The sequence below is a fragment of the Halovibrio sp. HP20-59 genome (genome assembly GCF_033052795.2).
Lineage (GTDB): Bacteria > Pseudomonadota > Gammaproteobacteria > Pseudomonadales > Halomonadaceae > Vreelandella.
The window spans coordinates 1-255 of sequence record NZ_JAWJUW020000123.1; the positions used below are offsets into that span (position 1 = coordinate 1).

General features: G+C 72.2%; 1 protein-coding gene. It reads right to left on the reverse strand.

What is annotated here, in order from left to right; translation table 11 throughout:
* A partial coding sequence (locus tag RZA33_RS19620; protein ID WP_317509913.1) for a hypothetical protein occupies positions 1-255 on the reverse strand: 255 nt, incomplete at both ends.

Consider the following 255-nt stretch of genomic DNA (forward strand, 5'->3'; position numbering starts at 1 on the left):
GTTGCTGTAGAGGCGGTTGGTGCTGCCGGCCACGGCCGTGGCGCTGACCTCGTCGTACTGCAGGTTGAAGGCGCAGCGGCCGAGCGCGGTCAGGAAGGCATCCTTGTCGCTGACGGTGATCTCGGGCAGCTTGCCCGCGGCCGTGCCGGCAGGGCTGACCAGCAGCGGCGCGGCCTGGGCGAGCACGGTCTTGCCGTCGCTCTTGACGAGGCGCACCTGGCCTGTGAGCTGGGCCGTGGGCGTGGCGGCGAGGGC